The 5,220-nt window shown below is 68.3% G+C and carries 5 protein-coding genes and 3 pseudogenes; 5 read left to right on the top strand and 3 right to left on the bottom strand.

The annotated features are described in order from the left end of the window. The first annotated feature begins 104 nt into the window (after positions 1-104). The 4 genes and pseudogenes from ACZ60Q_RS34730 to ACZ60Q_RS34715 form a co-directional block, all read left to right on the top strand. Complete coding sequence (locus ACZ60Q_RS34730; protein WP_469641552.1) at positions 105-434, top strand: deoxyxylulose-5-phosphate synthase; 330 nt, start codon at positions 105-107, stop codon at positions 432-434. A 270-nt stretch (positions 435-704) separates the two neighbouring features. Next, entirely contained in the window at positions 705-1,049 is a 345-nt protein-coding gene (locus ACZ60Q_RS34725) for a hypothetical protein (RefSeq protein WP_469641551.1), read from the top strand. A 639-nt stretch (positions 1,050-1,688) separates the two neighbouring features. Further along, positions 1,689-1,760: pseudogene (locus tag ACZ60Q_RS34720) on the top strand (DUF6368 family protein); the annotation flags it as partial. A 301-nt stretch (positions 1,761-2,061) separates the two neighbouring features. Continuing rightward, a pseudogene (locus ACZ60Q_RS34715) lies at positions 2,062-2,675 on the top strand (ChbG/HpnK family deacetylase); the annotation flags it as partial. On the opposite strand, the gene ACZ60Q_RS34710 reads toward ACZ60Q_RS34715, so the two are convergent. The 3 genes and pseudogenes from ACZ60Q_RS34710 to ACZ60Q_RS34700 form a co-directional block, all read right to left on the bottom strand. Further along, positions 2,659-2,883, bottom strand: coding sequence for a hypothetical protein (locus ACZ60Q_RS34710; protein ID WP_469641550.1), 225 nt, complete (start codon positions 2,881-2,883; stop codon positions 2,659-2,661). The pseudogene ACZ60Q_RS34715 and the gene ACZ60Q_RS34710 sit on opposite strands and share 17 nt — an antisense overlap. Then, entirely contained in the window at positions 2,880-3,386 is a 507-nt protein-coding gene (locus ACZ60Q_RS34705; protein ID WP_469641549.1) for a hypothetical protein, read from the bottom strand. The genes ACZ60Q_RS34710 and ACZ60Q_RS34705 overlap by 4 nt, the downstream gene beginning before the upstream one ends. A gap of 47 nt (positions 3,387-3,433) precedes the next feature. Further along, a pseudogene (locus tag ACZ60Q_RS34700) lies at positions 3,434-3,836 on the bottom strand (isochorismatase family protein); the annotation flags it as partial. 155 nt (positions 3,837-3,991) lie between these two features. Here ACZ60Q_RS34700 and ACZ60Q_RS34695 point away from each other — a divergent pair. Continuing rightward, positions 3,992-5,220, top strand: a 1,229-nt coding sequence (locus ACZ60Q_RS34695) for a choice-of-anchor A family protein (protein WP_469641548.1), incomplete at its 3' end; no start/stop codon positions are given.

Genomic DNA, 5,220 nt, shown 5'->3' with positions numbered 1-5,220 from the left:
GGCCGCCGCGATCTGGCACAACCACAAGACCCGCCAACCGGTCACACGATCGCTGATCGCCTACGACCACTGATCATTCGGAATGACTCGTCTAGGCTGGTCCGATGAGCCATGGGAAGACGTCGTACGTCTGTCTCGCCTGCCGGGTCTCGTACAAGCAGCCCCATGACAGGGCGAGGCAGCGGAGCTGTCCGCGCTGTGCGGAGCCGATGATCCACGCGGGATCGGCGTTCGCGGCACCGAAGCGGCGGGACGTCGCGGCATGGCGGACCCTCACGGTGCTGCTGAACGCGGGCGTGGGATTCCACAAGAGCTGCTGCGGCGGGCCCGGATACCGCCCCCGGGGAGTGCGTGAGGTGCGTGAGCGGATGGCGTACGTGCGGCGCAGCGGTACGCCGGTCGCCCGGGCGCTCGTACGGTACGACGTGCCATAAGGGAGTGAGGGGGCACGCTTCCGGGCGTGCCGACGGGACGCCCCCTGGCGAGCGGGAGGCATCAGGCGACGGAGTCCGCCCCTGAATCATGATCGGTCACTTTGTGTGTCACCATGTGTACGCAACGTCACGGCGCTCGTCGCTTCGGTGACCCCGTGCGTCAGCGCGCCCGCGCAACTACGTTCCCGTGCGTGGCCCCACCCACTGCCGGCCCTGCCTGCTGGGAGAGAGGGCCACGGCGACACCCCCATCACCAGAAGGATCTCACCCATGCGCTTTCGCTCCACCCTTCCCGCCGTGCTCGGCGCCGCTCTGCTCCTCGCCGCCGTTCCCTCTTCCGCCTCGGCCGCCGAGGGCCAGTTCCGCTACGACTACGTGACCGTCGAGGGGTACGAGGCGACCGGCTTCCTGAACAACCCGCCCAGCGGCCGGTGCATCAATCTCCCGGGTGTCGGCCCGGAGAACCCTGAGCCCGGTCACTCCCCGAAGAACCGCACGGACGCCTTCGCGGAGGTCTTCGCCGATGCCGACTGCGGGGGCGCCTCCTTCACCCTCCGCCCGCACACGGGTGGAGCCTCGGAGCGGCTGAAGGTGCGTTCGGTCCTCTTCCGCTGACCCCTCTGCTCCCTCTGGCCGTCCGACGTGCTGCCGTAAGCGCTGTCGGCCTGGGGCCGTGAGCGGCCGGACGTGCTGCCCTGGCCGGTCGGGCTCCGGGCAGCACGTCCGTCGGCGGTGTCACACCGGGCTTCCGGGGCTTCCGCCCACCCTCACCTGACCCGTAATCAGGACGTGAAGTCCCCCACGTGAACGACATCCCCGTAGCTGCGCGCGACTGCTCGACCCAGGACCGGGCGGCATGCCCTCGGTGAACCATGTCCGGTGCGGGCCGGCCGCCGATGCCGCCCTGCCGTCCGAACCGGCCGACCGGCTGATCGCGGTCGCGGACGCCGGCACCGCCGCGGACCTCGCCGACCGCGCCGGCCTCACTCACGCGCGGTCGTGCCGGCCTCGCGCGTGGTCCCGTGGTTGGAGACCTTCTGCGAACCGGTGGAGACCAAGGCCGGCGACGACGTGGATTTCTGGGTGCGAGACGGTTCGGTCCTGGGCCTGCGGACCTTCGATCCAGCTGGCGTCGGCGTGTACTACTCAGCGTTCTCACGTCCACCGGTGCAAGTGCTAGTAGTGGGTGTTGGCGTCAGCGTTTCCAGGGAACATTGCTGAGGTTTCCTATGACACCGGGGCGGAGAGCGGTGGCTCCGGTACGTCGGAGACGTGGAATTTCTGCAGGCATGGCTGCGGCATCCTGATTTCCACTTGATCAAGTAGCGCCTCGGCGTCGATCTTCCTGGTGAAAAGGTCACCTTGCTGGAGGAGCGTTCGTAGGGCTGCGTAGTGGTTCAGAGTGTCGGGGCGGGAGAGCTGGAACCAGACGTTCGCCCGGCGCCGTCGCCAGGCTTGGCGAACGCCCAGGTGGCTTCGTTCACGTTCAGCAGCAGCGTTTGTTCACTGGATGCGGCAGCAGTTGGTGATCAGCAGGCTCCTGAATGTTCACGAGAAGGACGGCGCTGTCGCTCCGCGGCGGTCAAATTGCCGTGCGAAGGTCTGGGCCAGGTCTCACACTGCGGGCATGGATGAAGTCAGCGTTCCCGCAATCGTCGCGTCTTCAGAGCAGTCGAGTGAGTTACTGGGGTATCCGCCTGATGCTCGTCTGCTGATCGTCAACTGCGATGACTTCGGGATGTATCCAGCGATCAACGCCGCGGTGATCGAGTCGGTCGAGGAGGGCATCGCCAGTTCGTGCAGCCTGATGGTCCCGTGTCCTGGGGCGCCGCAGGCCATGAAACTGCTCAGCCGACGGCCGCAGATCCCGTTCGGCATCCACCTCACGCTGGTATGCGAGATGCCCGATATTCCGTGGGGGCCGCTGGTCGCCAAGGAACATGTTCCCTCGCTGTTGGACCCCGCAGGCGAGCTGTTCTCGCCGACACCTGTCGGCCGGGCGGCCTTGCTCGGCTCGATGAGGTCGAACTTGAGTTCCGCACCCAGGTTGATGTCGTCGCCGACGCTGGGCTCACGCCGACCCATCTGGACTTTCATTGCCTGGCTGATGGCGGCCGCGACGACATACTCGACCTGACCGTAGTGCTGGCAGCGGAGTACGGCCTCGCGGTCCGGGTCTGGCTCGACGCCGGGCGCCAGGCGATGCGGATACGTGGGCTGCCGGTCACCGACAACGACTTCCCGGCATCTGCCCGGGAACCGCCGGGATGGAGGCGCCGATAGCTGGTTCGTCCTCTGCCTGGGCGGCCTCGTCGACGGTCCGCAGACGTGAACCGATCCTGCGGTGCCCGTCGTGCAGGTCCCACTGGTCGACCATCTCGTTCAGCTCGGCGAGGGAGTTGACTTCCGGGACCGGGGTGAAGTGGTTGCGGCGGAAGTAGCCGATCATTCCTTCGACGCCGCCCTTCTCGTGAGCTCCTTCGATGCCGGGCGGCAGGAGAGGCTCTCGATGCTGAAGTGTGCGCGGAAGGCGATCCACCGGTCGGTCTCCACTCTGACCCGGTTCAGGCCCAGCACCTGGGCGACGGCCGACTTCAGGTTGCCGTAGCGGATCTTGCTCCGAGGGACACCGCCCAGTGTGCGAAACGCGTGCACGTGCCCCTCGAAGAAGGCTTCCTGGCCGCAGGAGGCGAAGACCCTGTGGACGGCCTTGCCCGAGCAGGACATGCGGAGCGAGAACTGATGGCAGATCACCAACTCGCCGGCCAGGCGCACTGTCACGTCACCGAAGTCGACCTCCGCCTCGTGGCCCGGCGGGTGGGTCTGCGGCACGAACGCTTCCATCGGGGCCTTGCCGGATGCCACGAGGATCTCCGACTTCCGGTCGGAGACGTAGCGCCGGACCATCTGGTAGGCCGCCGCGCAGGCAACGGCGATCTTCCACCGGCTCATCGAGGGGCGCGGTACCGATGTGTTGGACGAGAAGGACGGCTGCGAGACGGCGTAACCGCTCGGTAGTCCAGCTCAAGGGCCCTGCGGGCCGTTGCGAGGACGCACACCTCGGACATCGTTCCGCACAGGGCGAGCTCCCGTACCCCGGAGCCGGCCAACGGGCTCCCCAAGGAAGTCCCGGCGAAGCCGTCGTCCTCAGTCTTGCGGATCGCGACCTCCGAAGGGCCTGCCCCGATGGGGAGACGGAGTTCCCAGCCGGGCGAGTGGGGTTCGTCCACCGCCCCGACCGGCCCGTCGTTCTGAAGGTGGACCACGAGCGCACCGCTCCTTCGGGCCCGGGAGATCAGCTCCGTCGTCCGGGCGAGCAGCCGGGTGGTCTCCGGGCACGGCCCCGTCCCCGGAGACGAAGGCCGACTGGACATCGACAACAATGAGGGCCTTGACAGGCAGCCTGCGTTCACTTGTGGCTCCATCATGACCGCCGGCCGTGAAGCCGTCCCGGGCAGGGAATCAACGCCCCGGTCGAGTGATCTGTCGTACGGCAAACGGCCCGTAACGAGTGTCCCGTACGGACTATCCCTCCCGCGCGTGCGACAACGCCACGTATGAGACCACTCCTCACGCTGCTACCCGGCCGGGGTCCCACCCGACGGATCCGCACCCGGACCCGGACCCGAGCCTGGGCCACCGGGCTCGCCTACGTGGTCGCCGTCGCGTCGGCCCCCGTGATCGCCCTCGGCGCCACCGCGACCCCGGCCGTCGCGGCCCCCCTCCCCGGCGGCCTCGGCCCCTGCGTTCCGGGTGACTGCCCGGACCCGTACCCGCCGATCAGTAATGGCCCGATCATGGGCCGCGACAACGGCATCAACATCTTCACGGGAGGCGACTACCGCGTCCGTGACCGCGCGGCCGAGGCCGAGGGCCGCATCGTCGTCCTGGGCGACTTCGACCAGAACAAGAGCGCCGCGGGCAGCGCGATCTACAACGTCGGCATCGTCGGCGTCGGCTCACGGGTCCCCCCGTCGAACGGCGCGGACTTCCTCACCACGGGCGGCAACGTCTCCGTGGCCACCGGCCAGCGTCTGCTCGCCGACGACGGGGTCGTACGGCACGCGGGCACCGCCACCGGCACCATCACCGGCACGGTCACCGCCGACCCGAACGCCGCCGCCCCGTACGCCGCGCTTCCCGGCCTGCTCAACACAGCGAGCCAGTGCTACGCGCGCAACGAGACCGGACCGCGGCCCGCCACCGGCACCGCCGTCAACCAGGGCGGCCAGACCCTTTTCACCGGCGACAACACCTCGGCGCTCCAGGTCTTCAACGTCGACTTCAACATGACCACGAGCACCGGTGCCCAGCAGGGCCTCGTCTTCCAGAACATTCCCGCGGGCGCCACCGTCCTGGTGAACGTCCTCGGCACCTCCCGCACGCTCAGCACCTACAGCGGCGGTATCGAGGACACCGACCCGCTGAACCAGCTCCGCCCGCGTCTGCTGTGGAACTTCCCGGACGCCACAACGGTGAACCTGGCCGGAACCGGCCAGTTCCAGGGCAGTGTCCTCATCGGCAACCCGGCCTCGGAGACCACGGTCACTCTGCCGGGAATCAACGGCCGTTTCTTCAGCACCGGTTCCCTCACCCACACCAGCCCGGCGGGCGGGGGCGGCGGCCAGGAGTTCCACGCCTACCCGTTCAACGGTGACCTGCCGGACTGCTCGACCCCGACGCCCCAAGCCCCGGTGACGGTGGTCAAGAAGGATGCGGACACGGGTGCTGTGCTTTCGGGTGCGGTGTTCGAGTTGTGGGAGGAGACCAATGGGGTAGCCGGTCT

This window comes from Streptomyces sp. NPDC104313 (assembly GCF_055583985.1).
Note: the sequence above shows the minus strand (reverse complement) of the source record. Positions and strands in the feature narration are given on the sequence as shown.